The sequence below is a fragment of the Flavobacterium plurextorum genome, assembly GCF_024638035.1.
Classification (GTDB): domain Bacteria; phylum Bacteroidota; class Bacteroidia; order Flavobacteriales; family Flavobacteriaceae; genus Flavobacterium; species Flavobacterium plurextorum.
Genome location: NZ_CP100442.1, coordinates 1,406,131 through 1,431,075 on the forward strand (window position 1 = coordinate 1,406,131; position 24,945 = coordinate 1,431,075).

Consider the following 24,945-nt stretch of genomic DNA (forward strand, 5'->3'; position numbering starts at 1 on the left):
TTAAATCTTTAATTTTGTCTCATAAATAACATATAATGTTACTTATGTGAATTTTTATTGCTTTTTGTCGGCATCGATAAAAAATATAACAATTTGCAAAACTTGAGAGTAATGTCTTAAGTATCAGGTATAATTATATTTGTGCACCAAAAAAATAACACACACAACATTAAATTTATGGACAATAACACACTTTTTGCGCAATCGATTTCGTTAAAAGAATTAGGGATAGAAAATGCAACAGTTCGGTACCAGTTAAGTGCAGATGAACTGCATGCTATAACTGTGCAGTCAGGACAAGGTGTTGAAGCCTCTACAGGTGCTTTGGCAATCAACACAGGTGAGTTTACAGGACGTTCTCCACAAGATCGTTTTATTGTAAAAGACAGTATAACTGAAGATAAAGTTTGGTGGGGAAATGTAAATATCCCTTTTTCGCCAGAAGCTTTTGATAAGTTATATAATAAGGTAACAAAGTTTTTATCAAATAAAGAAGTATTCGTTCGCGATTCTTACGTTTGTTCTGATAAAAATTACAGACTAAATGTTAGAGTCGTTACAGAAACTGCTTGGTCGAACTTGTTTTGCTATAACATGTTTTTAAGACTTGAAGAGTCTGAATTAGCGAACTTTACTCCAGAATGGACTGTAGTTTGTGCACCAAGTTTTATGGCAGATCCTGCTGTAGACGGAACACGTCAGTCTAATTTTGCTATTTTAGATTTTACGAAAAAAGTAGCACTTATTGGAGGAACAGGTTATACAGGAGAAATGAAAAAAGGAATTTTTTCGGCCTTAAATTTCATTCTTCCAGTTTTCAAAAATACACTTCCAATGCATTGCAGCGCTAATGTTGGTAAAGATGGCGATACAGCAATTTTCTTTGGTTTATCAGGAACAGGAAAAACAACTTTATCTGCAGATCCAGAACGTAAGTTAATTGGAGATGATGAACACGGATGGACTGCTGAAAATACGGTTTTCAATTTTGAAGGCGGTTGTTATGCTAAAGTAATTAACTTATCTGAAGAAAATGAACCAGACATTTTTAGAGCAATCAAAAAAGGAGCGCTTTTAGAAAATGTGGTTTTCAAAGCGGGAACAAACGAGGTAGATTTTGACGATGTTTCAATTACTCAAAATACTCGTGTAAGTTACCCAATAACACATATTGATAATATTCAGCCAGGATCTATTGGACATAATCCTAAAAATATATTTTTCCTTACAGCAGATTCTTTTGGAATTTTGCCTCCAATTTCTAGGTTAACTCCAGGACAGGCGGCTTACCATTTTATCTCTGGATATACTGCAAAAGTAGCAGGAACTGAAGCTGGAGTTACAGAACCACAGCCTAATTTCTCTGCTTGTTTTGGAGCACCTTTCATGCCTTTACATCCAACAAAATACGCTGAGATGTTAAGCAAAAAAATGAAAGATGCTGATGTAAAAGTTTGGTTAATAAACACTGGTTGGACTGGTGGACCTTACGGAACAGGAAGCCGTATGAAACTTAAGTACACTCGTGCTATGATTACAGCTGCATTAAACGGAGAATTGGATAATGTAGAATACAAAAATCACGCAGTTTTTGGAATTGCAAAACCACAATCTTGCCCGAATGTTCCAGTAGAAATTTTAAATCCTAGAAATACTTGGGAAGACAAAGATTTATACGATAAAAAAGCGTTAGAATTAGCTCAAAAATTTAAAGCTAATTTCGCGAAATTTGAAGAATTTGCCAATGCTGAAATCTTAGCAGGCGCACCGATTATAGAATAAGAATAAGGGGGATTTTTTTAATTCAAAACAAAAAAGCTGTTCATTACGAACAGCTTTTTTTTTGTTTCAAGTTTCAAGTTTCAAGTTTCAAGTTTCAAGTTTTGGGTTGAACATGGAACCTGAAACTTGAAACAAAAAAACTATTTCTTCCCTTCGTCAATACGTTTTTGGATTAAATCCCAAGTGTAGTAATGAAAAGTCATTCCGTTGCTCATCGCTACGAAAAGTCCGTTTTTGTATTTTGGTCCTAAGTTTACACTTGTAACATCAGCTCCATCACATTCGATTGTTGAGGTTGGAACTTCGGCCAATAAAGGATGATTGTTTGGATTTCCGTTTGCACCTTCTCTCGGATAAACCATAAAAGAATTTGCTTGTTGATTGGATACTAAAATATAACCTGTAGAATCTGTTTTTTTGTAAATTGCTATTCCTTCATGATCAGCTTTGAAATCTTTTTGGCCAAAAAAAGCTAATTCTTTATTGTCATTTAAAGCAGGATCAGCTTTGTATTTTCTAATTCCAACTTGTTCGTCGCAATAGTAAACAAAGCCTAACTCGTTATCAACTGCAATAGCTTCAATTTCTTTTTTTCCACTGTAAGTTCCAAATTTGCGAACCACTTTTGCTGCAGCAAATTTTCCGTTTCCAGAAAGTTCATATTGCCATAAATAACTTCCAGAAGGTCCTGTTTTTCTTCCTACAATAGCAAAAATCTTTTGATCGCTTGGTCGTGTATATAGAGAAATTCCCATTGGATCACGCAAAGATTCACCTTCAAAAACTTCGATTCCGCCGTTATCAATAGGTTCTAAATCCGGTAAACTGAAGACTCTAATTTTGTTGCTTTCACGTTCTGTTGTAACCGCAATATCTACTTTTTTCCCGTCAATGATTAATCCGTAAGCGATATCAACATTATTTGGACGTTTTAGAGGAATTGATTTTTTAAGGATTTTTCCATTCAAATCAAAAGCATATAAAGCTCCGTCAGAATCTTTATCTGTTCCCACAATAATACTTTTTGAAGCATCAGTTGGGTGAATCCATATCGAAGGATCATCAGTATCATGAGGCAAAGCTTCGGTAACAGTTGTTGGTTTTACTGCATTTGGCTGAATTGAGGCTAATTTATCGTCTTTACAAGCAGTAAAGGCAAGGCTTATAAGTAAGAAAGCAAGTATCGATTTATTTTTCATTTTTGGTATTTTATTTTAAATGAATTAGACAGAACCGCTGAGTTCTGTCTAATTTAATATTTTTTATAATTGATTTTACAAGTCTAGTTTCAATCCAAAATTGTAACGAGCTTGGTAATATTCAGCTTGTTTCGTGTGAGCAGAAACTCCTTGGTAGTAACGCAAAGGCTGATTTGTTAAATTGTTTGCTTCAGCAAAAACACGAAGCTGTTTTGTAATTTTGAAAGAAGCATTAGCATCTAAGAAAAACTGTTTGTCATAGTAACTGTCTTTGTAAGATTCTGAACCTAATTCATCTAAATAATCAGAAGTAAAGTTGGTTGAAATTCTAGCAGAAAAACGTTTGTTTTCCCAAGACAAAGATCCGTTAAACATATGAGGAGTTGTTCCCGGAAGACTGATGTTGTTTCTTTCGTTTCCATCTTCATCAGAAATTCCTTTTGCTTTAGATTTAGTGTATGTATAGTTTAAATAGATACCAAAACCTTTTAAGAATTTACCAGGAAGGAAATCTAACTGGCGTTGAAAAGCAACTTCAAATCCGTAAACATCAACTTTATCACCATTTCTAGATTGTAAAAATGACCAGTTTTCGCCAGCAGGAATTGGGTTTATCTGATTTGGAAAATCAGCAGCAAATTTTGCTCTGTCGTATTGATTGTCGCTGTAGTTGTAGATAAAATCGTTTAATCTTTTGTAGAAAACACCTCCAGAAATCAAACCAACTGATTTGAAATAATTCTCAGCCATGAAATCGTAATTGTATGAGTAAGTAGCGTCAAGATCAGGATTTCCTGCAGTGATCTCTTTATCAGCAGCAATATTGTTTACATAAGGAGCTAATGCGTAATAGTTTGGTCTTGCCAGCGCGGTTGTTGCAGCGGCTCTCAAAACTAAATCTTTAGTAGCATTATATTGAAATGAAATACTTGGTAATAAATTAGTGTAAGAGTTTGTAGTGTTGATTTGGCTTTCTAATTCCTCTTCGTCTAAAACTCTGTTTCCTGTATAATCAATGTGCGTATTTTCAACACGGAAACCTAAAACCATCGAAAGTTTATCATTAAAATCTTGATCCCATCTTACATAAGCAGCAGTAATTCTTTCTTTAGCATTATAGTTAACAGCCAAATATTCAGCAGGATCAGTTTCTTTATCAAATAATGATGCATTGTTTAAGTCTAAACTTCCTAAGAAATCTTTAGAAGCAAAAGTTCCTGGTACATATTTACTTCCTGGATTAAAGTTTTTTCCATCAAAATAACTAGTTGGAACTTCAGATAATAATTCCATTCCGTCATTGATTGGTTCATAAGAATAGAAATTATTGTTTCTTTCTTTTTCTTTCAAACGAAGTCTAAGACCAGTTCTAAGTCTTCCTTTTTCAGAAGGAATGATTGTAAAAGGAAAACGGATATTAATTTTTGCTCCAAATTCACTTTCGCTTGTTTCATCTGTGTTTTCTGTAACAGAATCGAATTTGAATTTATCTGTAGATTCTCCAACAGTTGTCAATAAAGGAAATCTTGGATCAGATAAATCTTCCATCATTTCTAAACCTTTTTGACGGTATTCGATATAACGTTCTTCCGGACGATATTCTCTAGCTTTTGCATAGTTTGCTGACCAATCTAAATCTAATTTTGAGTTAATCAAATGTTCTCCTCGAATAGAATAGTTTTGTACACGCTGATCTTCTAATCTTCTATTTTTATTTCGGTTATTGTCAGCACCTCCTTTTGTTTGACGTTTTACACGACCTTCAAAACCAGTAATTTTTTCACCATTGTAAATAGGTTCAATATCATCATAAGTAGTTCTGAAACGATTTTCTCTATCGTCTCTCCAGTTGTAAATAGCATTCGCAAAAATGGTATTATTTTCGTTAAATTTATAATCTAAAGCAACAGATCCGCTGCGACGAATACGCTGTACATCATATTTTCTAATTTCAGAAGCTTGAAGATATTCATTTCCGAAATCGTCCTTTACCCATTCGTTTTCGATATTGTCAGAACCATAATCAACATTGTTGTACGATCCGCTGAAAACAGCACCAAGTTTGTTATCCAAAAAACGATTTCCATAAACTAAACCTGCTGTATAAGAAGCGTGTTCACGAATTGGCAAATAACCTCCAGCCAAAGTTGCCGAAATTCTTTCTCCGTTTGGAGTTGCTCTTGTAATCAAGTTTACAGAACCTCCAATTGCATCAGCATCCATATCTGAAGTCAAAGTCTTGTTAACCTCAATAGTCGAAATCATATCAGAAGGAATCAAATCCATTTGTACATTTCTATTGTCTCCTTCTGCAGACGGAATTCGGTCACCATTTAAAGTAACTGAGTTTAAAGATGGGGCAAGTCCTCTAATGATAATATTACGAGCTTCACCTTGATCATTTTGCATTGTAATACCTGGAACACGTTTCAAAGCGTCACCAACATTGGCGTCAGGAAAACGTCCCACTTGGTCAGATGAAATTACGTTTCCGATGTTTTTATTGTTTTTTTGTTGATTCAAAGCTTTAGCCTGACCTTTTAAAATGTCGCCGACTACAACTTCATTAAGTTCTGTTCCTGAAGTTTTAAGAGCAAAATCAAGTACATTGTTTTTGCCTTGTTCAACAGTAATTTCTTTAGTTATTGCCGTGTAACCAATATATTTTACTTCAACTTTATAAGTACCGGCGTTAATGTTTAATAATTCAAAACGTCCGTTGTAATCTGAAACAGTGTATTTGTTTTCACCTGTTATTTGAATCATTGCTCCCGGAAGCGGAAGTTTGTCGTCTATATCCAATACTTTTCCTGATATTATTGCTTTTTGAGCAAACCCAGAAAAGGCCAAAAATAAAAACGTTAGTAATAAGTAGAATTTTTTCATTGTTTTTTAGTTTGATTTTGGTTGCGAAACTAGAACCTAAGTATTACTAAAACCCTTTAAAAAAATTAACAAAACGTTATAATTAGTCTGATGAAGTTAAAATTTATTAATGTAAAAATAACATTTATTGTAGTTGATATTTGTTCCAAGTAAAAAGAAATCAAGTATTTATGTCAGATTTGAATTTTTGGCGCTAAATTTGCCTTATCAATCACAATCAAAAATCATCAATCATGTTAAAACAATTTTTTATCTTATGTTCTGGAGCCGACAAAGATTTACTCGAAGGCTGCTCTGAAGGCGAACAAACCAAATATGTTGGTATTGGCGCCACTGTTTTCTTTACCGCAGTTATGGCTTTTCTTGCCAGTGCTTACGCGCTTTTTACTGTTTTTGACTCTATTTATCCTGCTATAATTTTTGGATTTGTATGGAGTTTGTTAATCTTCAATTTAGATCGCTTTATTGTCTCTACGATCAAGAAGAGAGACCGTTTTTTTGATGAATTTCTACAGGCAACACCTAGAATTATGCTGGCAATTATTATTGCGATCGTAATTTCAAAACCATTAGAAATTAAAATTTTCGAAAAAGAAATCAATACCGTTTTATTGAAGGAAAAAAACGAAATGGAATTGGCCAATAAAAAACAAATTGGAACCTATTTCAAATCAGATTTAGACAAAAACAAAGGAGAGATCGCTGCTCTAAAAGCTGATATTGTAAAAAAGGAGAAAGAAGTTAATGCTTTATATTCAACTTATATTACAGAAGCAGAAGGAACTGCCGGAACTAAAAAACTGGGAAAAGGACCAGTTTATAAAGAAAAACGCGAAAAACACGATGCTGCTTTAAAGGAATATGAAACTCTAAAAGCAGCAAACGAAGCAAAAATTGCAGACAAAGAAAAATCTGGTAAACAATTGCAAGCCGATTTAGATAAAAAAGTTTCGCAGACTCAGCCCATTATAGAAGGTTTTGACGGATTAATGGCGCGAATAAATGCATTGAATAAATTACCGTGGTTACCTTCGTTTTTTATAATGTTGTTGTTTTTGGCAATTGAAACATCTCCAATTATAGCCAAATTATTGGCACCAAAAGGCGAGTTTGATTTTAAACAGGAAGAAGCTGAAACGGCTATGAAAGCAACTTTGGCTCAGAATAAATACCAACGTGATTTATTAGTTAAAACCAGTGCCGAAATGCATGATAAAGTATATGCAGATATTGCCGAAGATAAAGGACTGTTCGATTTACAGCGAAAAAATGCAAAAGAGTTATTGGAATTACAATCGAATAGTTTTGTAGAAAAACAAAAAGCTACACTTTAGTCTGAAAGTCAAAAGTGTGAAAGTCGCAGTAGAGACTTAAAAAAATGAAAGCCAGAAATAGAATCTATTTCTGACTTTTTTATTTGAGACAAAGTCAAAAGACTTTAAGACTTACATATAACTCAATATTTCTTTTTTAAAAGTGTCGTATTCGCCTTGCATGATTAAACCATTATCAAGAAGCTTTTTGTAATTCTGTAATTTATCAAAAAGTTCTTCTTTAGACAAATCAGCTAATTTACGCTCGCCGGCAGGCTGGCTTGGTTGAGTTGGAAGTGGTTCGAACGTTTCAGTATAAATTGGTGCCGCTGGTAAAATTTCGGCAAAACTTGTTACTTCTTCAGTTTCAATTTCTTCTACTTCTTCAATTTCTTCTTCGTATTCTGGCTCAACAATTTCTTCAATTGGTGTTGCCGTTACAACTGGATTTTTTAAAATATCTAATTGCTCTTTTGCGTAAGTGTAAATTTTTCTAGCCTGAATTTTCGGAATATAATCTATAGAAATAGCTAGATCTGTCTTGGTGTTAAATGAAAATTCAGAACCTAAAATGTTTTCTTTTACAAAAGCACTATCAATATCATCCCAGGTATAATCTATAAAATCCATAGAAAGACCTAAGTTTTTAGGTTGACAGATGATAATACGTTTGTTTGTTAATACAATGCTGTCAGGAAAAACAGTAATTGCAGGTTTTTTTTGCACTGCAATATATCCAACTTCTTCGCCTTTCATCAATAAATCTGTAAGTTTTGAAGTGATTTTTTCAATCGCTTTCGGATCTTGTTCTTCGTTAAGAAATTTTTTAAATTGTTCTTTCATATTTTTATAAGTTGCTAAGTTACACAGTAACCAAGTTGCTAAGTTTTTTTCTTACCGTGCAAATGTAATGCCTAATTTTCTAATTGCTCCGCCAGTTCGGTAAAAAAATTTACCTCGGGTCGATAATTTCATTCTGAATTTTCTTTGTCAAACTTTTGAAAACCAATTCGTAAGAATGGTCAATTAGTTCTTTTACAAATTTAATGGGTAAATTTCCATTTAAAGCAACCGTATTCCAGTGCACTTTACTCATATGGAATCCGGGTTGTATTTCATCATATTCAGCTCTGAGTTCCTGTGCACGTTCGGGATCACATTTTAAATTCATCGATTGTTCGTTTTTCTCCCATTGTGACAAAGAAGATAAAGCAAACATTTTTCCGCCCACTTTAAAAACCAAAGTATCTTCATCAAAAGGAAAATGTTCGCTCACACCCTTTTTTGAAAGACAATATTCATAAAACGTTTCTAAATTCATAATTTCTTATTTACCAATTTCACCTAAATGCGTGTATTTAAAACCTTTTTCATATTTCAATCCGTAACCAAATATTCGATCCATTGCCGAATGTGAAAATAAAATAATTCCAGCTAATTGAATACTTTCAATGTTTAAATAACATCCTAAAGCATAAACTAAAAGCGCAATTCCTTTATGATGAAATACGTTATAAAATAATGCGCCGGTTTTATTTCCAAAAAGATACCCAAGCATAGATAAATCTGGAGCTAAAATTAATGCTAAAAACCACCACCATTCATAACTTAAACGGTTAAAAAGAAAAATTCCGAAAATAAATAAAGCTGCTTCTTCGAGTTTTAAGACTGTTTTCATTTGATTATTTTTTCCATCATTTTTTCAGGATGATTCAGTTTTGTAAATCCAAATTTCTCGTATAAAAAATGAGCATCCGTTGTTGCTAATCTCCAAAGTTTGACATTTTGAAGCTGTTGTTCATTTATCATCGTTTCGATTAAAATCGAAGAATATCCTTTTCCGCGGTGTTCTTCCGTAATAAAAACATCCATTACATAAGCAAAAACAATATAATCAGTAATCACGCGCGCAAAACCAATTTGCTTGTCATTTAAATAGATTCCAAAACAAAATGAAGCATCAATTGCAATCTGTACTTCTTCAATCGTTCTAGGAGCAGTCCAATAGATATCTTTCAAAAAGTTTTGAATAAACGGAATGTTAAGTTTGGTTTTATCTGTTGAAACAGTAATCATAGTTTATTGTTTTTTGCCACAAATTGCACAAATTTTCACGAATTAATTTTTTGCTACAGATTAAATCTGTGTAAATCTTTTTTAATCTGTGGCAAAATAAAAAAAGAAATTAGTGTAATTAGTGGCAACCTCATTAAATCTTATATAAAATTGGTTTAGATGGACTTGCATCATTTTCAAACGAAGCGATTTGAAGATTTAGTATATAATTTCCATCTTCAATTTCATCTGGAACATAAATCATTTCCGTGATTGTGGCATTTAATCTTGCATCAGAATTAAGATTATGCGTGTCTTTTACATTCCAAAATGCTTTGTGGGCTAACAATTTTCCTTCGTCATGTTCCTTGTCAACACTTGGTAAATCGATCAATAAATGCTGAATTTCGCTTTCGCGGATAAAAATTGCGGCTTCCTCAGATAAATAAGGCGGATTTGTATTGGAGTATTTTCTTGATTTTTTATCCTTTTGATTTGGAAGCGTTCGAATTACTAATGCTTCGCTTGTCACGCTGATCGGTCCTGAGGCTTCGGGAGAAGCGCTCCCCGATAATGTAACATTGAGCGAAGTCGAAATGTGTTCTTTAGTAATTACATAATCATCTCCAATTTTATCAGGTTCAATCGTAATCAATTTAGCAAAAAAGAAAAACTGTTTTAAAGATTGATTGATACTGTAAAAATCATTTGTAATATGCCCCAGACATTCCGTATGAGTTCCATGCCCATGCGGATTGAAGAATACATTATTAAAATTCGTAGATGATTTTCCTTCAGAAACTTTTCCAATCCAATCCCCAAAAACAACAGGTTCAATAACTGGTTTTTCGATATACCAAGCAATCGGATTTTCGTCTGTATTGGTCAATGGAATCGATATATCAATAGGTTTTGATAGGTCGATTTCGAAGTTGTTTATTTTTGCTATCATGTTGATCTAACCGCAAGGTTCGCTAAGGTTTACGCAAAGGGCGCAAGGATTTTATTAGAGATTGTTGGCTACTCTTTTTATTCCGTTTTTTATTAAAGAAACATTAAAGTTTATTAATAAGCCTAGTTTGCAATTTGTTAATTTTAAATAAGTTAATAGCTGAGCAAAATGAATTTCATTTAAACAATCGACAGCTTTTATCTCCAAAATTAGTTTATTTTCAACTAAAATGTCTAATCTATAACCAACATCTAATTTTACTTCTTCATAAATTAAAGGTAAAGATTTTTGTTTTTCAATTAGAAGACCTAATTTCTTTAGCTCGTAAAATAAACATTCTTCGTAAGCACTTTCTAAAAGTCCAGGTCCTAAAGTTTGATGCACCTTCAACGCCGAATGAAACACAATTCGAGATAAATCATTTTCTGACATATAATCAATTTTTAAAGTTTCAAATATAATACTTGTGTCTTTAAAAAAACGGATTTATTCCTACAAAATATAAATAGCGTTCTTTGCGTAAACCTTAGCGAACCTTGCGGTTAAATTTAACTTTCAACATAAAACAAATCACTTGCAATTCCATCTGTTAAGAATTTTCCTCTTGGAGTTGGTTTTAAAATGTTGTTTTCAATAGAAAGTAAACCGTCATCTAAAAATTTCTGAGATTGTTTTTTGAGATAATTCAAATATTCCAAACCAAATTCATTTTCAATTCTTTCTAAGGAAACGCCCCAAATCGTTCGCAATCCAGTCATTATATATTCGTTATAACGATCTGAAATGGTCAAGATTTCCGTTTCTATAGGAAGTTCATTGTTTTGAATAGCTTTCAAATACAATGAATTATTGGCAATATTCCAGCCTCTTTTTTCGCCGTCATAACTGTGAGCCGAAGGTCCGATTCCGATATATTTTTTACCAAGCCAGTAAGCCGAATTGTTTTTGGAGAAGTAATTCTCTTTTCCAAAATTGGATAATTCGTAATGAATAAAACCATTTTTCTGGAGCGTATCCACCAAAATCATAAAATGATTCGAAGCCGCTTCGTCTTGCGGTTCAGCAATTTTACCAGTTTGAATTAACTTGCTTAAAGCTGTTTTCGGTTCAACCGTCAATGCATAACTTGAAATATGCGGAACACCAAAACTTAAAGCTGTTTCAATATTTTGTTTCCACATTTCGTCAGTCATTCCCGGAATGCCATAAATTAAATCAAGTGAAATATTATCAAAATACTTCGTAGCTTCTTCTAAACATTTTTTGGCTTCTGCCGAATTATGAGCGCGATTCATCATCTTCAAATCTTCTTCATAAAAAGACTGAATTCCTATGCTTAATCTATTTATAGGGCTTCTAGATAATTCTAGAATTCGTTCAGCAGATAAATCATCCGGATTTGCTTCTAATGTGATTTCAGGGTTATCTGAAACTTTATAATTTTTATAAACTTCAGAAATTAAAAAATTTATTTCTTCATTTGACAATACAGAAGGAGTTCCGCCGCCAAAATAAATGGTTTCGATTTTATTGTCATTTTGAGCGGAGTCGAGAAGCTCATTTTTGCGCATGGCAATTTCTTTGGCTAAAGCCAAAACCATTTCATTTTTCTTTTTCATCGAAGTCGAAAAATGAAAGTCGCAATAATGGCAAGCCTGTTTGCAGAATGGTATGTGAATATAAATTCCGGACATTTTTAATTAGATAATTGGTCAATTAGATAATGTGTCAATTTGATAATGAGATAATGTAATATTGGGATGTTGAAAATTTTACAATTAGTTATTCTCAATTCACGAATTATCTAATTTTCTAATTGGCACATTATCTCATTAACTCATTTCCTCACTTTGTCCTCATTTTGTTTCACAAAAGCATCCCAACCTGAATAACTTTTTCCCGCGACGACTTTTCCTGAATTAAAGAAGTGACAAACTGCAGCCGCCAAACCATCCGTTGAATCTAGATTTTTAGGTAATTCTTTTAAACCTAAAAGCTGTTGCAGCATTTTGGCAACCTGTTCTTTACTGGCATTTCCGTTTCCGGTAATCGCCATTTTTATCTTTTTTGGTTCGTATTCTGTAATCGGAATATCTCTCGAAAGTCCTGCGGCCATTGCAACACCTTGTGCGCGACCCAATTTCAGCATCGATTGTACGTTTTTTCCAAAGAAAGGTGCTTCAATTGCGATTTCGTCCGGATGATGCGTTTCGATTAATTCTATGGTACGTTCAAAAATGATTTTTAATTTTTGGTAATGATTGTCGTATTTGGACAATTGCAATTCGTTTAATTGCAAAAATTCCATTTTTTTATTGATAACTTTTATCAATCCAAAACCCATAATTGTGGTTCCGGGGTCAATACCTAATATGATGCGTTCTTTTGTCAATTGTTTTTTGTGTCAAGTTTCAAGTTTCAAGTTTTTTGAAAATCAAAACGATTCATTTTCTCATTTTCAAATTGCCACATTTGCAAATTGATTACTTTTGCGGCATGATTTCAATTCCTCACAAAGCTAAGCAATTCCTTGTTCTTCTAGTCAAACTTTTGATTGTAGGCGGTGCATTTTATTTTATCTACAATCAGCTGGCAAACAATGACAAATTAGACTGGAATAAGTTTATTGTTTTGTTCCGAAAAAATCAGTCGGTTTTAGGGGTTTCGTTTATTTTGCTTTTGAGCGTTTTGAATCGCTATTTTGAAATTTTAAAATGGCAGAATCTTGCCAAAGTAATTCATGAAATCTCTGTTTACGAATCTACAAAACAAGTTTTGGCGGCTTTAACCGCAGGAATTTTTACACCAAATGGAGTAGGAGAGTACGCAGGGAAAGCATTGTATTATCCAAAATCTGATGCAAAAAAAGTAGTTTTCTTGAACTTAATCTGCAACGGAATCCAAATGATTTTAACGATTATTTTTGGGATTTTCGGATTGCTGTATTTCAATGCACAGTTTAATGTGATAACGACAAAAACAGTTTTAATTTTGTTTGGAGGATTTTTACTGATTTTGATTGTTTTATTTTCTATAAAAAAAATAAAAGTAAAAGGATATTCGATTGAAAAACTGATTCATAAAATCAATGAAATTCCGAAGTCAATTCATCAAAAAAACATCTTTTTAGGAATTTGCCGCTATTTGGTTTTTTCACATCAATACTACTTTTTGTTTTTAGGTTTTGATGTCGATTTGCCTTATTTGACTTTGATGGCGGCCATTACGTCTGTTTATTTTCTGGCTTCTTCATTGCCAACATTTCAATTTTTAGATTTTGCTGTAAAAGGAAGTGTTGCTATTTATTTCTTCGGAATTCTGGGTGTAAACGAGTGGATTGTAATTTTCATCAGTACTTTAATGTGGTTTCTAAACGTAGTTTTACCAGTTGTTTTGGGAAGTTACTTTGTATTGAATTTTAAAACCAAAACAGCAGAATGATTTTTGTTTTTTTTTGCATATTAACCATTTACGTTATTAGTATTGGCTTACTTGTTTATGGTTTTTTCAAAATGAAACAATATCAAAAAGCAGATTTAAACCCAAAAACAAGCTTTACGATTATAGTTCCGTTTCGAAATGAAGCTGAGAATTTACCCAATTTATTAAACAGCTTTTCGAAATTAAATTATCCAACTGATTTGTTTGAAGTGATTTTAGTTGATGATTCTTCGATTGAAAAGTTTGAAGTCTCATATTTTACATTTCACATTTCACAAATTGACAATATTCGGGTTTCAAATTCTCCCAAAAAGGATGCAATTACAACAGCAATGCAGCATGTAAAAACGGATTGGGTTATTACAACAGATGCAGATTGTATTGTGCCTCAAAACTGGCTTTTAACTTTTGATAATTATATTCAGGAAAATAAAGTTTCAATGCTTGCAGGAGCGGTTACGTATGAATGTGAGAATTCATTTTTGCATGATTTTCAGCAATTAGATTTAACCAGTTTACAAGGTGCAACTATTGGAAGTTTTGGTTTAAATAGAGGTTTTATGTGTAACGGAGCCAATTTTGCCTACAGAAAATCAATATTTGAAAAACTAAACGGATTTGAAGGAAATGATAAAATTGCCAGTGGAGATGATGTTTTTTTACTTCAAAAAGCGATTGAGAAATTTCCAAATGAAGTTCGCTATTTAAAAGCTGAAGAAGCGATTGTAATTACAAAACCAACAGAAAACTGGAAAACACTATTTTATCAAAGAGTTCGCTGGGCTGCCAAAACAAGTTCTTATAAAAGTAGTTTTGGAAAGCTTTTAGGTTTAATTGTTTTCTTTGGAAATTTGAGTTTTGTAATTGGTTTTTTCTATTTCCTATTAGGATTTTGGTCTTATTCTGTATTTGTTTTAGTTGCTTTTTTAAAGTTTCTAATAGATTTCGTACTGCTTTATGCAACCAATAAATTTTTATCAAAAAATAGAATAAAAAGTCTTTTGCTTAGTAGTTTGTTTTATCCCTTTTTTAGTTCAACAGTAGCTTTGTACAGCTTATTTGGATCTTATGAATGGAAAGATAGACGATTTAGAAGCTAAACTTATTTAGAGAAAACTATTTCTCGTCTTTTGCTTTAAGAATAACTGGTAAAATAAATTGCGTTTTTACTGGAATACCGCGTTTTATAGCAGGATTTATTTTTGGGAAATTAACCAAACGTGCGTGAAGAATACTGTCAATTTTTATAGTATCATAAGCAACAGAATCTTTAGGAAACTGAGGTTCAAATTTCATAACAGCATTTGGAAAAATGGTTACTTTTACCTCAATAGTATCAAGTTCAGGATACATTATCGATAAGCTGTCAACGTTTAGTTTTTCTTGAATCAGGGTTGACATAACATCAAAAAAACACTTTTGGCGTTGTTTTTTATCGCTGATTTTTTCACAGTCTGCTACGGTTGGATATTCGTCAACTTCTTTCCAGTTTATAGATTTTAATTCTTTTTGAAGCAATTCTTTTTCAGACGGAACCTGCTTCTCAAAATATTGACAAGAATTTAAAAAAAGAATAACTATAAGAAGGAAAAAATGTTTCAAGATTATGACGTTGTATTGAACAATGAAAATTATGGTATAAAAATACGATTATTTTTTTTGAGAAGCTTTGTATTGAAGATAATCTTCATAGCGTTCTGAAAGCCATTGTTCTTTGTTTTGTTCTGCAATTTGCTTCTGATCAGGATATAAGTGAGCAAGGCGATCAGAAAAAGCGGCAATTCGAACGGTGTAATTATAAAACTCTGTTTTACTTAGAACAATATTAGGATCGTTTTTTCGATTAAAAAATTCAAAGAAAAGCGTATCAAATTCTTTCATAGAGAAATTTTGAACTTTTTTCTTATTACTTTTATAAATGCTGTCCTGAAGAAATTGATCTTCAGGTGAAAGTTTTTTCGTTTGTGCGCATAAACTCATGCTGCTCGAAAAAAACAGAACTAAAAAAACAATAAATTGTGAGAGACGATTCATTTACTAATTTCGCTGCAAGTTTGTAAGCACAAAATTACAAAAAAAATATATGGATTTATTATTGTTGGCACTTGGTTTTATTTGCATAATCATTGGCATTTTTGGGAGTTTTTTACCTGTTTTGCCTGGTTTGTCAAGTTGTTGGGTAGGTTTGCTTTTATTGTATTTGACAAAAGCTGTTGCGAACAATTATTGGGTATTGGGAATTACATTGCTGCTGACGATAATTATCACAGTTTTAGATTATATAATTCCAGCCAAAGGAACTAAGAAATTTGGAGGCAGTTCTTACGGCGTTTGGGGAACTAATATTGGCTTGGTAGTTGGGATTCTTGCACCTATTCCGTTTGGTGTAATTATTGGTCCTTTTGTTGGTGCTTTAGTAGGAGAGATGCTTTATGATTCTAAAAACCATCAACGTGCTTTTAAAGCAGCGACGGGTTCACTTCTTGGGTTTTTAGCCTCTAGTTTTATAAATTTTATGTTTTGTATGATTTATCTAGGTATTTTCATAACTGTAGTTTGGCAGAATCGCTCCCTATTGTTTTAAATGTTAAAATTTATTTAAGCTTTTTCTTATTTTTTAATTTTTCGCGATTATTTTCTTAAAATTTTATTTTTTTAGCGTGCTTCTCAAGGCTTTATGTTTATTGAGACCCGCGTTTTTTTTTGTAAATACGTATAAATGTCATCGGTAAAATTTTAACTAATTTTTTGGATATGTTAGAATATTTTATATTTTTATCACGATAAACGATAAAAAGCCTCACTTTGTCGATTATTTTGAATGACTTTAAATAATTATTTTTAATAAGTTAATAGTATGACCCCAAACCTACAAATTGAACTTAGACGTTTTATTTCTTCTAATGTTGTTTCAAAGCTTAACAAATTTTATTTTGAAAATGATGCGCTTTTAATAAAAGGAATCGATGTTTCAATAGGTACAGTTTTAATGGGGCTGTACAATAAAGCGGAAGAATCTGGTTTTTATAAAGATATTGTATCACTTGTTGAAGATGGTTCGACTTTTTATCAGGAAGTCGATTTCAATTCAGGACGAATATTATCAGTAGATGACTGCTACCGGATAGAAGGAAATGTTTTGCTGAAAGAAATTTTCACCAATAAAAAAGGGCGGATTTCTGAAATGATTTCTAATGAAGTTGGTATTAAAAGCGAAACAGCCCGAGAAATTCTTAATTTTTCTGCTCTTTTAGTTATCTCTTATCTTAAAAATAATCTGCAATTACTAGATAGTTTAAAATTACTATTAGAAGAGCAAAAAAGGGATATCTTAAACAGTATTCAACCAGGAATCAAGATAATTTTGGGATTTTCATGTTATGAAAACGTTGAAGATAAAAACCAAAACATAGGAAGATCTATTTTTACACTTTTCGGACATAACTTTTTTACATTCTAAAAAAAAATCCCGTCTTACAAAGTAAAACAGGATTTAATATTTTTAAACAATTTTGAAAATGTATTAAGCATTTTTCAAATTGATAACTTCTTGTTCAGTTAAGAAACGCCAGTTACCTCTTGGCAAATTCTTTTTAGTTAAACCTGCAAAAGATACACGGTCAATACGAAGCACATCATAATCAAAATGTTCAAAAATGGCACGAACCACTTTTACATTTGATGAGCGTAGTTTAAGACCCACTTCACTTTTTGCTTCTTTTTCGATGTAGCTTATTTCTTCAACAAAAACGCGGTGTCCGTCAAGAACTAAGCCTTTACTGATTTTTTCTAAATCTTCAAATTTTAGATTTTTATCTAAAGAAACTTGATAAATTTTTGATGATTTCTGACTTGGTAAAGTAAATTTACGAATCATATCAGTATCGTTTGTAAACAACAACAATCCTGTTGTGTTTTTGTCCATTCTTCCTACAGGTGCAATTTTTGCAGTTGTAGAACCACGAACAAGCTCTAGAACGTTACGATATTCCTGCCCTTCATCAAGTGCAGTTGTAAAGTTTTTAGGTTTATTCAATAAAATGTATTCCTTCTTTTCAGGAGTCAAAGTAACACCGTCAAAGTTTACAACATCATTTAATTTTACTAAATAACCCATTTCTGTAACTGGAACGCCGTTTACTTTAACGTTTCCAGACTGAATATATATATCAGCATCACGACGAGAGCAAACCCCTGAGTTTGAGATATATTTGTTCAAACGAATCTCATCAGAAGCTTTTTGTCTTTTTGGTGCCTGATTTTGTTTCTTAATTTTTTGCTCCGCAGCTTCTTGTGCCGCTTTAACTTCAGGCTTCACTTTTTTCGGCCCTTGAGCACGTTTCGCCATAGGAGGTTTTGGCTTGCTAGAGTTTGATCTTGAACTGTTTGGTCTAGATCCGCCTCTTTTATTATTGCCTTCCTTATTGTTCATAAATTCTGTAATTTATGCAAAGATAGTTTTTTCTGCCCAATTAATCTTAAGTTCTATGTTCTTAGATTAATAGCAATAAAATTTTAGTTGATTTAAAACGTCACAACAAGCTTTTTTTAAACATCACATTCGTTTTCTTTTTCTAATTTTTTCTTTTTTGAGTGCAAAATGTAAAAGGATTTTTACTTTATACTTGTTTAAAATAACTTTTAGTAATTGGAGATCAATTCACGTCCGTGCCACAAAACACTTGGATTGATCAAGACAATGCAAAAAACTCCCGATACGATCAAGAATTTTAAAACATTATGCAGCAGTAAAAATTGCTCTTTAGAATTTGACTTCCATAGATAAAGCAGAAAAAATAATAAAACGATAAAACAGATGTAAAAGTAAATATCCATATAGCCAACATCATAAATATTGACTAGAATATAAACTGGAATTACCGTTAAAAATGTCAAAATCGTAATGATTTGTTTAGAGACTCTTTCGTTGTAAATAATTGGAATTGTATGGTAATTATTAGCTAAATCTCCTTTTAGATTTTCTAAATCTTTTATCATTTCCCTAATCAAAAGCAATAAAAACAAGAACATTGCGTGTGCCGAAATTACTGCAAAATGACTTCTGTGATTCTCAATTTCTTCAAATGAAATTGAATTGTAGAAATACAATAAAATGGCGAAGAAAGGAATTACAGCCATAAATGCCGCAGTTAAATTGCCTATAATTGGGTATTTTTTTATTTTATGAGAATAAAACCAGATTATAAAAATATAAGCTGAAAAGAATAAAAAAGCGCGCCAAGAAACTATAAAAGCCATCAGAGCAGCTAAAAAATTTAAACTAAAATAGACCGATAATTTGGTTTTTTGACTGACCAATCGATCCAGCATTGATTTGTTGGGTCTGTTTATCAGGTCTTTTTGACTGTCGTAAAAGTTATTAATAATATAACCAGAAGCAATTGTTACGGCAGATGCAAAGACTATTAGGAATAATTTGAAATCAAGCAGAATGTCGAGTGCTCTTTTTTCTGGTGCTAAAATAAAGATTGCTGATAAATACTGCGCCAGAATAATAATTGGAATGTTATAACCGCGAACGACAGAAAACAAACTTACAATTTTCATTAATAAAAGTTTGTGTTGTCTGCTTAACATGAGTTATAAGGGAATTGATTAGATTTAGGGGAAGTTAAAAGTTATTTTTTGATTCTGAAATTTACAGTTTGTTTTTTAACAATTCTTTAGAGCCATATCCTAATTTTCGAATGCAGGCTAAGGCTTGTTTTTGTGTAATTTGGATGTCTGTAATGTCTTTTTTTTCAACAAAAACTACTGATCCGCTCCACGGATTTGGTGCGTCTGGAATAAAGACTGTAAATTGATTTTCATTTACCTGCTCTATTAAAAAAGCAAATTGCAAACCTGCATCTGTAGGAACTAAAATTACTTTTAAGTCTTCATTAGATTCAAATCCTAAAATATTTTCATTCATGCTTTTCATAAATGAATAACCTGGAACGAAGCTCAAAATACCATCTTCTAATTTCTGAACCAGTTTTTTAGCATTTGCTGTTTTTGCAAGTATTCCGGCAATAAAACAAATAAGAATTATAATTAGTATTCCAATAAGCTCTTGAATGGCAACTCCTAAAATATTTACTCTTGGCAAGTTGTTTACAAGTGGAAGTGTGGTTTTTTGAACGATGCCATATCCTTTTTCTAAAACAATCAGCAGTACTACTAAAGGCACTAGAAATAGAATTCCTCCTAAAAAAGTTGCTTTGATAATTTTTAAAATACTTTTCATATTCAGTAACTTTTTTAGGATTAAATATTAGGAAAGTGTATTCAAATAATTATGTCTTTTTAAGAAAATTAAACTTAAAATTGGTAAACTACTTCTAGTTTATAATCTTTCAAAGATGCTTTTGCACGTTCTAGATCTTCAGTAAAACCAAGAATATAGCCTCCGCCGCCAGAACCACAAAGTTTTAAATAGTAATCGTTTGTGTCAATTCCGTTTTGCCAAATTCCGTGAAATTGCTCAGGAATCATTGGTTTAAAGTTGTTTAAAACAACTTTAGAAAGCTTTTTAGTATTGGTAAACAATGATTTCATGTCTCCGTGTAAAAAGTTTTCTACGCAAGCATCTGTGTATTTTACGAATTGGTTTTTAAGCATAGTACGGAAACCTTTGTCTTTTAAGTTTTCCATGAAAATGTTAACCATTGGTGCAGTTTCGCCAACAATTCCAGAATCTAATAAAAACACTGCGCCTTTTCCGTCAAAACTTTGAGTTGGAATTCCGGTTGCTTCAATATTATCTTTCGAATTAATTAAAATTGGAATGCTCAAATAACTGTTTAATGGATCTAAACCAGAACTTTTTCCGTGGAAAAAACTCTCCATTTGAGAAAATATGTTTTTTAACTGCAATAGTTTTTCGCGAGTTAAATTCTCTAAAACTGTGATTTTGTTTGTAGCATATTTATCATAAATCGCTGCTACAAGTGCTCCGCTGCTTCCAACACCGTAACCTTGCGGAATACTAGAATCAAAGTACATTCCAGTTTCGACATCATTTTTTAAAGTGTCTAAATCAAAAGTAACCAATTCAGGCTGCTGTACATGCAAAACTTCAAGGTAAGAGGCAAAGCTTTTTAAACTTCTGTTTGATGCAATAGCTTCAGCCGAAGGTTCTTCGGATTTTTTTAATGCACCGTTGTAAAAATTATAGGGAATAGAAAGTCCTTTAGAGTCGCGGATAATTCCGTATTCTCCAAAGAGTAATATTTTTGAGTAAAATAAGGGTCCTTTCATGATTTATTTTATGTCTTTCTTTATTTTATTTGGGTTTTGTCTGGTGTCGAAAATGTTGTGAATCCTTATTTCATTAGCACTAAAACTATATAATATACTCGATTGTTTTGTTACAACGCATTTTCGGTATTTCTTGCTTACGGATGATTTTGGAAAAATCTCTGGATTCATCATCATTATTGAAATTGCTTTTTCAAATTTGATGATAAATATCTTTTTTGATTTTTCTGACCATCTTGCTTCAATGAACTTTAAAACTGAATCTAAATTTTTCTCTGCTGTTTTTGAAAAACTTACTTTAAGATCCACTATCTGTACTTTTTCATAACATCCTCATAGCTTGTAAATTCTCCTCTTTCAAATTCTAATTCACTTTGAGCTATGTCTTCTTTTTGTTGATCTGTCAAATCATCCCACCAATCTTTTTTGTTTTTTCTAAGCAATTTTGCAACTGCCTTAATGATTGAAGGATCATCTGTTTCTTTCAACATCTCCATCGCTTCGCGTTTTTCTAATTGAATGTCCATAACTAAAAATTTAAATTAAAGATACGGAAAATTATAATGCAATAGCGCCCTCTCCAATTTTGTCGCAAATGTACTGACGATTCTGACAAAATACAACTAATTCGTCCTGAATAAATTGTAATACTTTTTCGGTAACGTTTTCGGGATAAAGCACATGCACATTTGCTCCTGCATCAAGCGTAAAACATACCGGAATCTGGGTTTCGTTTCTGAATTTCCAAATTGCATTTATGATTTGCAGTGTATTTGGTTTCATTAAGATAAAATACGGCATCGATGTCATCATCATGGCATGTAAAGTCAAAGCTTCACTTTCTACAACTTTTATGAATTCGTCTAAATTCCCGCTTTTAAAAATCGAAATTAACTGATCTAAGTTTTCATGAGCTTGAGCAAAGCGTCTTTCAGCGTATGGATGATTGTGCATTAAATCATGACCCACTGTACTTGAGACTTGTTTTTCGCCTTTATCAACTAACAAAATAGTATCCTGATAATTCTTGAAATTGTCATGAATTGTGTATGGAAATTCAACTCCAAATAAATCAGAGCTGCCTTCAATATTGGCTTGGTTTCCCCAAACAACTACTTTTCCTTTTACACTTCGGCAGGCACTTCCAGAACCTAAACGAGCCAAGAATGAAGCTTTTTGATAAAAATAAGCATCTGTCATTTCAGGGTTTAGTAATTTTTCCAAACTCATAAAATTCATTGCCAGTGCCGCCATTCCTGATGCCGAAGAAGCAATTCCAGAACTGTGCGGAAATGTATTTTGTGTATCAATCGTAAAATGATAATCTTTCAAAAATGGCAGGTAAACTTCAACTCTTTCCAAAAATTTCTGAATTTTTGGTTTGAAATCTTCCTTTGGTTTTCCTTCAAAAAGTAAATCAAAAGAAAAAGTATTTTGGTTTTCTCTTTTTTCAAAACCCAATTTCGTAATTGTTTTACAATTATTCAAAGTAAAACTTACGGATGGATTTGCCGGAATTTGATTGTCTTTTTTTCCCCAATATTTTACTAACGCAATATTGCTGGGAGCACTCCACTCAAAGTTTCCGTTTTCGATTGTTGAAGTATATGGATTTGGAATAAAATCAGCTGCTGTAAACATGAATTATAAAATTTTGGCAAAGATAGTTTTTAAATTTTTTCGCCATATAAGTAATAGGAGAAAATATAAATGGGCTTTACTAAAATGAACTTATAGTACTTATATGGTTTAAACTTTTCTTTTGACTATTTTTGAATACAAAATTTAATGAAATGAATAAAATAGTTAAGATTATATTAGCCTTAATCGTTTGTTTGGCAGTGGGATATTCAGCAAGTACAGTAACAAGACCAAGTGTCGAAAGTTGGTATCCAACGATTGTAAAACCAGTTTTTAATCCGCCAAATTGGATTTTTATGCCTGTTTGGACTTTGCTTTATATTTTTATGGCAATTGCAGCGGGATTAGTTTGGGATAAAATAAAGGAACAAACCGAAAAGGTAAAAACGGCACTTCTTTTCTTTTTGATTCAATTAACGCTCAATGCGATTTGGTCGTATTTATTCTTCGGATTAAAAAATCCGCTTTTGGCTTTAATCGAGATTGTTCTTTTATGGCTGATGATCTACGAAACGTATTTAAAATTCTCCAAAATCAATAAAATTTCGGGTTATTTATTAATTCCGTATCTAGCTTGGGTTGGGTTTGCAACAGTTTTAAATGCTAGTATCTGGTGGCTGAATAAGTAAAATTTTTGTTTCAAGTTTCAGGTTTTTCTTTGTTTCAGGTTTAATAAAATAGATTTTACTTTATGAATAAATTTCAAGTTTTTGTTCTGTTGATTTTAATTTCATTTAAAAGTTTTGCTTGTTTAAATGGTGAAACAAAAATTCTTAAGAGCGGAGCTTATGTTTATATTGATTATAAAGGACTTGTTCCTCGTGGTCATCGCTTTTTTAGTGCTGATTTTCCTAGAATAATAAAAGAGCTGGATAGTTTATATAAAAAGACAAATAATATTGATTATTTGTCTGATAAAGGATATGTTTTAATTGTTCAAGAGAAATATGCAGAAGCAGAAAATTTATACTTAAGTATTGAAAAAATAAAGCCAAATCGTTATTCTACAGCATCAAATCTTGGAACTTTATATGAGTTAATTGGAGAGAATCAAAAAGCTTATGATTGGATTAAAAAATCAATCGAAATAAATCCAGAATCACATAATGGTTCTGAATGGCTGCATTTGAAAATATTAGAAGCTAAAATTAAGAATTTGTCTGATGTTTCAGGACAGTTTTTAATTGGGACTAATTTTGGAATGAAAGGAATTCCTCAATCTAAATTATCTAAACAAGAGATTGAAAATTTAGCAAAATCTGTTTATTATCAAGTAAATGAGCGTATGTCATTTATTAAACCAAAAGATAAAGTTATTTCAATTTTACTTTTTGAATTAGGAAATCTTGTCGAATTGAAAGGAGAACATGAAAATGCACTTCAAATATATAGAACAGCAAGAGAATATGGTTTTGATGGAGACTTAATTGCTGCACGAATGATTAATACAACAGAAAGTAAAACTAATTATTTTGAACGCAAGACTTGGGAATTAACGGGAAAAATCAATGCTCTAAGAAAAAGTAAAGATGGAGTAGATTTAGATTATGTAAATCAAATAGAAACGGGTTTGATAATTTTATCAGTAGTTTCAGCTATTTTGCTAATCGCTTTGATTGTTCTATATATTAAATGGAAGAATTTAAAAGATTTTGTTCTTTTAAACGATTCTAAAACTCATAATTAATTTTTTGATGTTGGCTATAGTTTCTTAAACTCTTCATTTTTAGCATTCAAAAATTCTATAGTTGATAAGATATTTGGATTTTCTGAAATCACTTTAGATTTTGGATCGGCGTCGCAGAAATCAATGAATAAGTCTTTCTCTTCTGGCTTTATTTGTAAAGTTTTAGTAAAAAAATCTGTAGAGCATGTTGCTTTTATGAGCTTTTTGAAAGTAGTTTCTGAGTCCTCTTTTTTTGGCTTTTTTTTGCCTCCAGGCGTAAATGAAACTTGGGCTCCATTTGTAATTGAACCATCTTTATAGCCTGTAATAAATCGTGTTAAATTCTTGCTTCTTTTATCTACATCTATTGCTGCAATGGCTTCTGGATCTATTGGTATCGGATCAAATTTGATCGATGTAATGGTGACTTCCTCAAGTTCTTCGGGCTTAATGACCATTTTAACTATAAGATTATTCGTTTGAATATCTTTGGATGTAAGCTTCAATCTCGAAAAGAGATAATCTTTAGAGAAGAATAGTAAGCTGTCTTTTGGTTTTACTAGAATCGAGAATTCTCCACGTTCATTAGTTCTTGTACTAGTTTGAGCTGTTTTATTTATTACTTCAACTTTATTGAGAGGAGAATTATTAGATACAACTTTTCCACGAAGTAGTTTTTCTGTTTGAGCAATAGAAATCTGGTAAGTGAAAAAAGAAATTGTGGTAAGTAATTTTACTTTCATCAAA

The 24,945-nt window shown here is 32.0% G+C and carries 28 protein-coding genes; 8 read left to right on the top strand and 20 right to left on the bottom strand.

Annotated features, from left to right (window positions below; all coding sequences use genetic code 11):
• Positions 1 to 177: 177 nt before the first annotated feature.
• Positions 178 to 1,782, top strand: coding sequence for a phosphoenolpyruvate carboxykinase (ATP) (gene pckA / locus NLG42_RS06525; protein WP_089057343.1), 1,605 nt, complete (start codon positions 178 to 180; stop codon positions 1,780 to 1,782).
• Positions 1,783 to 1,922: 140 nt separating this feature from the next.
• Here pckA and NLG42_RS06530 read toward each other — a convergent pair whose 3' ends face one another.
• Positions 1,923 to 2,981, bottom strand: coding sequence for a phytase (locus tag NLG42_RS06530; RefSeq protein ID WP_257683296.1), 1,059 nt, complete (start codon positions 2,979 to 2,981; stop codon positions 1,923 to 1,925).
• Between the two features lie 75 nt (positions 2,982 to 3,056).
• Positions 3,057 to 5,867: a TonB-dependent receptor gene (locus tag NLG42_RS06535; RefSeq protein WP_257683297.1), complete on the bottom strand. Its 2,811-nt coding sequence runs from the start codon at positions 5,865 to 5,867 to the stop codon at positions 3,057 to 3,059.
• A 233-nt stretch (positions 5,868 to 6,100) separates the two neighbouring features.
• Here NLG42_RS06535 and NLG42_RS06540 point away from each other — a divergent pair, with 233 nt between their 5' ends.
• The gene (locus tag NLG42_RS06540; protein ID WP_257683298.1) at positions 6,101 to 7,201 is read left to right on the top strand and encodes a DUF4407 domain-containing protein; all 1,101 of its coding nucleotides are present in this window, start codon (positions 6,101 to 6,103) and stop codon (positions 7,199 to 7,201) included.
• A 111-nt stretch (positions 7,202 to 7,312) separates the two neighbouring features.
• On the opposite strand, the gene NLG42_RS06545 is transcribed toward NLG42_RS06540, so the two are convergent.
• The 8 genes from NLG42_RS06545 to ruvC form a co-directional block, all read right to left on the bottom strand.
• The gene (locus NLG42_RS06545; protein ID WP_089057347.1) at positions 7,313 to 8,023 is read right to left on the bottom strand and encodes a PH domain-containing protein; all 711 of its coding nucleotides are present in this window, start codon (positions 8,021 to 8,023) and stop codon (positions 7,313 to 7,315) included.
• Between the two features lie 109 nt (positions 8,024 to 8,132).
• Positions 8,133 to 8,501 carry an MmcQ/YjbR family DNA-binding protein gene (locus tag NLG42_RS06550; protein ID WP_257683299.1) on the bottom strand — a complete coding sequence of 123 codons (369 nt, stop codon included), beginning with the start codon at positions 8,499 to 8,501 and terminating at the stop codon, positions 8,133 to 8,135.
• A gap of 6 nt (positions 8,502 to 8,507) precedes the next feature.
• Complete coding sequence (locus tag NLG42_RS06555; protein WP_257683300.1) at positions 8,508 to 8,858, bottom strand: DUF4260 domain-containing protein; 351 nt, start codon at positions 8,856 to 8,858, stop codon at positions 8,508 to 8,510.
• A complete protein-coding gene (locus NLG42_RS06560; protein ID WP_257683301.1) occupies positions 8,855 to 9,256 on the bottom strand; it encodes a GNAT family N-acetyltransferase in 402 nt (133 codons plus the stop codon). The genes NLG42_RS06555 and NLG42_RS06560 overlap by 4 nt, the downstream gene beginning before the upstream one ends.
• Before the next feature lie 133 nt (positions 9,257 to 9,389).
• The gene (locus NLG42_RS06565) at positions 9,390 to 10,187 is read right to left on the bottom strand and encodes a cyclase family protein (protein ID WP_257683302.1); all 798 of its coding nucleotides are present in this window, start codon (positions 10,185 to 10,187) and stop codon (positions 9,390 to 9,392) included.
• Between the two features lie 54 nt (positions 10,188 to 10,241).
• The gene (locus NLG42_RS06570) at positions 10,242 to 10,619 is read right to left on the bottom strand and encodes a GxxExxY protein (RefSeq protein ID WP_257683303.1); all 378 of its coding nucleotides are present in this window, start codon (positions 10,617 to 10,619) and stop codon (positions 10,242 to 10,244) included.
• Between the two features lie 116 nt (positions 10,620 to 10,735).
• Positions 10,736 to 11,881: a radical SAM family heme chaperone HemW gene (gene hemW / locus NLG42_RS06575; RefSeq protein WP_257683304.1), complete on the bottom strand. Its 1,146-nt coding sequence runs from the start codon at positions 11,879 to 11,881 to the stop codon at positions 10,736 to 10,738.
• 143 nt (positions 11,882 to 12,024) lie between these two features.
• Positions 12,025 to 12,579 carry a crossover junction endodeoxyribonuclease RuvC gene (ruvC, locus tag NLG42_RS06580; RefSeq protein ID WP_099717671.1) on the bottom strand — a complete coding sequence of 185 codons (555 nt, stop codon included), beginning with the start codon at positions 12,577 to 12,579 and terminating at the stop codon, positions 12,025 to 12,027.
• A gap of 104 nt (positions 12,580 to 12,683) precedes the next feature.
• Between ruvC and NLG42_RS06585 the strand changes: the two genes are divergently transcribed.
• Together NLG42_RS06585 and NLG42_RS06590 are read left to right on the top strand one after the other, a co-directional pair.
• On the top strand, positions 12,684 to 13,628 hold the full coding sequence (locus NLG42_RS06585; protein ID WP_099717670.1) for a lysylphosphatidylglycerol synthase transmembrane domain-containing protein: 945 nt from the start codon (positions 12,684 to 12,686) through the stop codon (positions 13,626 to 13,628).
• On the top strand, positions 13,625 to 14,728 hold the full coding sequence (locus tag NLG42_RS06590; RefSeq protein WP_257683305.1) for a glycosyltransferase family 2 protein: 1,104 nt from the start codon (positions 13,625 to 13,627) through the stop codon (positions 14,726 to 14,728). The genes NLG42_RS06585 and NLG42_RS06590 overlap by 4 nt, the downstream gene beginning before the upstream one ends.
• 16 nt (positions 14,729 to 14,744) lie before the next feature.
• On the opposite strand, the gene NLG42_RS06595 is transcribed toward NLG42_RS06590, so the two are convergent.
• Both NLG42_RS06595 and NLG42_RS06600 read right to left on the bottom strand, forming a co-directional pair.
• Positions 14,745 to 15,230 (bottom strand): hypothetical protein, encoded by a 486-nt coding sequence (locus NLG42_RS06595; RefSeq protein WP_257683306.1) that lies wholly within the window; start codon positions 15,228 to 15,230, stop codon positions 14,745 to 14,747.
• Positions 15,231 to 15,278: 48 nt separating this feature from the next.
• Entirely contained in the window at positions 15,279 to 15,509 is a 231-nt protein-coding gene (locus tag NLG42_RS06600) for a hypothetical protein (RefSeq protein ID WP_123922166.1), read from the bottom strand.
• A gap of 202 nt (positions 15,510 to 15,711) precedes the next feature.
• On the opposite strand from NLG42_RS06600, the gene NLG42_RS06605 reads away from it, so the two are divergent.
• Complete coding sequence (locus NLG42_RS06605; protein WP_089057357.1) at positions 15,712 to 16,212, top strand: DUF456 domain-containing protein; 501 nt, start codon at positions 15,712 to 15,714, stop codon at positions 16,210 to 16,212.
• Between the two features lie 273 nt (positions 16,213 to 16,485).
• Positions 16,486 to 17,088: a DUF937 domain-containing protein gene (locus NLG42_RS06610; protein WP_257683307.1), complete on the top strand. Its 603-nt coding sequence runs from the start codon at positions 16,486 to 16,488 to the stop codon at positions 17,086 to 17,088.
• 63 nt (positions 17,089 to 17,151) lie between these two features.
• On the opposite strand, the gene NLG42_RS06615 is transcribed toward NLG42_RS06610, so the two are convergent.
• From NLG42_RS06615 to NLG42_RS06645, 7 genes are all read right to left on the bottom strand, one after another.
• Positions 17,152 to 18,060, bottom strand: a complete 909-nt coding sequence (locus NLG42_RS06615) for a pseudouridine synthase (protein WP_089057359.1) — start codon at positions 18,058 to 18,060, stop codon at positions 17,152 to 17,154.
• Positions 18,061 to 18,269: 209 nt separating this feature from the next.
• Positions 18,270 to 19,226, bottom strand: a complete 957-nt coding sequence (locus NLG42_RS06620; protein WP_089057360.1) for a geranylgeranylglycerol-phosphate geranylgeranyltransferase — start codon at positions 19,224 to 19,226, stop codon at positions 18,270 to 18,272.
• Between the two features lie 61 nt (positions 19,227 to 19,287).
• Positions 19,288 to 19,878: a DUF502 domain-containing protein gene (locus NLG42_RS06625; RefSeq protein WP_089057361.1), complete on the bottom strand. Its 591-nt coding sequence runs from the start codon at positions 19,876 to 19,878 to the stop codon at positions 19,288 to 19,290.
• A 74-nt stretch (positions 19,879 to 19,952) separates the two neighbouring features.
• Positions 19,953 to 20,891: a mevalonate kinase family protein gene (locus NLG42_RS06630; protein ID WP_089052480.1), complete on the bottom strand. Its 939-nt coding sequence runs from the start codon at positions 20,889 to 20,891 to the stop codon at positions 19,953 to 19,955.
• 3 nt (positions 20,892 to 20,894) lie between these two features.
• A complete protein-coding gene (locus NLG42_RS06635) occupies positions 20,895 to 21,200 on the bottom strand; it encodes a type II toxin-antitoxin system RelE/ParE family toxin (RefSeq protein ID WP_129052900.1) in 306 nt (101 codons plus the stop codon).
• On the bottom strand, positions 21,200 to 21,418 hold the full coding sequence (locus NLG42_RS06640) for a hypothetical protein (RefSeq protein WP_089057363.1): 219 nt from the start codon (positions 21,416 to 21,418) through the stop codon (positions 21,200 to 21,202). Before NLG42_RS06640 ends, NLG42_RS06635 begins: the two co-directional genes overlap by 1 nt.
• 31 nt (positions 21,419 to 21,449) lie before the next feature.
• Positions 21,450 to 22,532: a diphosphomevalonate decarboxylase gene (locus tag NLG42_RS06645; protein ID WP_257683308.1), complete on the bottom strand. Its 1,083-nt coding sequence runs from the start codon at positions 22,530 to 22,532 to the stop codon at positions 21,450 to 21,452.
• Positions 22,533 to 22,684: 152 nt separating this feature from the next.
• Between NLG42_RS06645 and NLG42_RS06650 the strand changes: the two genes are divergently transcribed.
• Together NLG42_RS06650 and NLG42_RS06655 are read left to right on the top strand one after the other, a co-directional pair.
• Positions 22,685 to 23,161 (top strand): TspO/MBR family protein, encoded by a 477-nt coding sequence (locus tag NLG42_RS06650; protein WP_089057365.1) that lies wholly within the window; start codon positions 22,685 to 22,687, stop codon positions 23,159 to 23,161.
• 62 nt (positions 23,162 to 23,223) lie between these two features.
• Positions 23,224 to 24,219 carry a tetratricopeptide repeat protein gene (locus NLG42_RS06655; RefSeq protein WP_257683309.1) on the top strand — a complete coding sequence of 332 codons (996 nt, stop codon included), beginning with the start codon at positions 23,224 to 23,226 and terminating at the stop codon, positions 24,217 to 24,219.
• A 14-nt stretch (positions 24,220 to 24,233) separates the two neighbouring features.
• On the opposite strand, the gene NLG42_RS06660 is transcribed toward NLG42_RS06655, so the two are convergent.
• Positions 24,234 to 24,941, bottom strand: a complete 708-nt coding sequence (locus tag NLG42_RS06660) for a hypothetical protein (RefSeq protein ID WP_257683310.1) — start codon at positions 24,939 to 24,941, stop codon at positions 24,234 to 24,236.
• Between the last annotated feature and the right edge of the window lie 4 nt (positions 24,942 to 24,945).

Excerpts from the sequence above, each read along its gene's own strand:
- pckA (WP_089057343.1), top strand. The coding sequence starts at position 178 with ATGGACAATAACACACTTTTTGCGCAATCGATTTCGTTAAAAGAATTA.
- NLG42_RS06530 (WP_257683296.1), bottom strand. The coding sequence starts at position 2,981 with ATGAAAAATAAATCGATACTTGCTTTCTTACTTATAAGCCTTGCCTTT.
- NLG42_RS06535 (WP_257683297.1), bottom strand. The coding sequence starts at position 5,867 with ATGAAAAAATTCTACTTATTACTAACGTTTTTATTTTTGGCCTTTTCT.
- NLG42_RS06540 (WP_257683298.1), top strand. The coding sequence starts at position 6,101 with ATGTTAAAACAATTTTTTATCTTATGTTCTGGAGCCGACAAAGATTTA.
- NLG42_RS06545 (WP_089057347.1), bottom strand. The coding sequence starts at position 8,023 with ATGAAAGAACAATTTAAAAAATTTCTTAACGAAGAACAAGATCCGAAA.
- NLG42_RS06550 (WP_257683299.1), bottom strand. The coding sequence starts at position 8,501 with ATGAATTTAGAAACGTTTTATGAATATTGTCTTTCAAAAAAGGGTGTG.
- NLG42_RS06555 (WP_257683300.1), bottom strand. The coding sequence starts at position 8,858 with ATGAAAACAGTCTTAAAACTCGAAGAAGCAGCTTTATTTATTTTCGGA.
- NLG42_RS06560 (WP_257683301.1), bottom strand. The coding sequence starts at position 9,256 with ATGATTACTGTTTCAACAGATAAAACCAAACTTAACATTCCGTTTATT.
- NLG42_RS06565 (WP_257683302.1), bottom strand. The coding sequence starts at position 10,187 with ATGATAGCAAAAATAAACAACTTCGAAATCGACCTATCAAAACCTATT.
- NLG42_RS06570 (WP_257683303.1), bottom strand. The coding sequence starts at position 10,619 with ATGTCAGAAAATGATTTATCTCGAATTGTGTTTCATTCGGCGTTGAAG.
- hemW (WP_257683304.1), bottom strand. The coding sequence starts at position 11,881 with ATGTCCGGAATTTATATTCACATACCATTCTGCAAACAGGCTTGCCAT.
- NLG42_RS06585 (WP_099717670.1), top strand. The coding sequence starts at position 12,684 with ATGATTTCAATTCCTCACAAAGCTAAGCAATTCCTTGTTCTTCTAGTC.
- NLG42_RS06590 (WP_257683305.1), top strand. The coding sequence starts at position 13,625 with ATGATTTTTGTTTTTTTTTGCATATTAACCATTTACGTTATTAGTATT.
- NLG42_RS06600 (WP_123922166.1), bottom strand. The coding sequence starts at position 15,509 with ATGAAAGAATTTGATACGCTTTTCTTTGAATTTTTTAATCGAAAAAAC.
- NLG42_RS06605 (WP_089057357.1), top strand. The coding sequence starts at position 15,712 with ATGGATTTATTATTGTTGGCACTTGGTTTTATTTGCATAATCATTGGC.
- NLG42_RS06610 (WP_257683307.1), top strand. The coding sequence starts at position 16,486 with ATGACCCCAAACCTACAAATTGAACTTAGACGTTTTATTTCTTCTAAT.
- NLG42_RS06615 (WP_089057359.1), bottom strand. The coding sequence starts at position 18,060 with ATGAACAATAAGGAAGGCAATAATAAAAGAGGCGGATCTAGACCAAAC.
- NLG42_RS06620 (WP_089057360.1), bottom strand. The coding sequence starts at position 19,226 with ATGTTAAGCAGACAACACAAACTTTTATTAATGAAAATTGTAAGTTTG.
- NLG42_RS06625 (WP_089057361.1), bottom strand. The coding sequence starts at position 19,878 with ATGAAAAGTATTTTAAAAATTATCAAAGCAACTTTTTTAGGAGGAATT.
- NLG42_RS06630 (WP_089052480.1), bottom strand. The coding sequence starts at position 20,891 with ATGAAAGGACCCTTATTTTACTCAAAAATATTACTCTTTGGAGAATAC.
- NLG42_RS06640 (WP_089057363.1), bottom strand. The coding sequence starts at position 21,418 with ATGGACATTCAATTAGAAAAACGCGAAGCGATGGAGATGTTGAAAGAA.
- NLG42_RS06645 (WP_257683308.1), bottom strand. The coding sequence starts at position 22,532 with ATGTTTACAGCAGCTGATTTTATTCCAAATCCATATACTTCAACAATC.
- NLG42_RS06650 (WP_089057365.1), top strand. The coding sequence starts at position 22,685 with ATGAATAAAATAGTTAAGATTATATTAGCCTTAATCGTTTGTTTGGCA.
- NLG42_RS06655 (WP_257683309.1), top strand. The coding sequence starts at position 23,224 with ATGAATAAATTTCAAGTTTTTGTTCTGTTGATTTTAATTTCATTTAAA.
- NLG42_RS06660 (WP_257683310.1), bottom strand. The coding sequence starts at position 24,941 with ATGAAAGTAAAATTACTTACCACAATTTCTTTTTTCACTTACCAGATT.